This window comes from Kitasatospora nipponensis (assembly GCF_039528135.1).
Classification (GTDB): domain Bacteria; phylum Actinomycetota; class Actinomycetes; order Streptomycetales; family Streptomycetaceae; genus Kitasatospora; species Kitasatospora nipponensis.
In genome coordinates this window covers 1-730 of the sequence record NZ_BAAALF010000687.1, presented here as the reverse complement: position 1 = coordinate 730, position 730 = coordinate 1, and the positions used below count along the sequence as shown (strand labels likewise).

Genomic DNA, 730 nt, shown 5'->3' with positions numbered 1-730 from the left:
GGTCCGTCGGTTCCGGGCCGGGGCGGTCGTGGGGCTGCTCATGCGTCACGCTGCCTTTCGCATGCCGCGCAGCTGGACGACGTAGGCGATCACCATGGTGATCAGTCCCATGACGATGGCGACGGTCGCGGCGTAGTCGTGCTGCTGCCGGGCGAACGACAGCGAGTACGTGTAGAGGTTGGGGGTGTACGAGGTGGTGATCGCGTTGGGCGCCAGCCCCTGCAGGATGCTCGGCTCGTTGAAGAGCTGGAAGCTGCCGATGATCGAGAAGATGGTGGCGATGACCAGGGCGCCCCGGATCGCCGGGAGCTTGATGGCGGCGACGATCCGCCACTGCCCTGCACCGTCGATCTCGGCGGCCTCGTACAGCTCACCGGGGATCGACTGCAGCCCGCCGAGGAGCGAGAGCATCATGAACGGGAAGCCGACCCAGGTGTTGACCAGGATGGCCGCCGCCTTCTGCGCCAACGGGTCGGAGAGCCAGGCGCGTTCGGGCAGGCCGAGCGAGCCGAGCAGCCCGTTCACCACGCCGCCGTCGGCCAGCATCAGCCGCCAGGAGAAGATCGTGACGAAGGTCGGCACCGCCCACGGCAGGATCAGCATCAGCCGGTAGAGGCTGCGGCCGCGGAGCCGCTGGTTCATCAGCATGGCCAGCGCCAGACCGGTCGAGTAGGTGAGGGTCACACAGATGACCGTCCATGCGATGGTCCAGACGAAGTGCGACCAGAAC

General features: G+C 67.3%; 1 protein-coding gene. It reads right to left on the bottom strand.

The genetic code is table 11. The features are described from left to right. Positions 1-45: 45 nt before the first annotated feature. Positions 46-730 (bottom strand): carbohydrate ABC transporter permease (locus ABD323_RS42720; protein ID WP_344447435.1); only part of this gene is annotated, 685 nt, incomplete at its 5' end.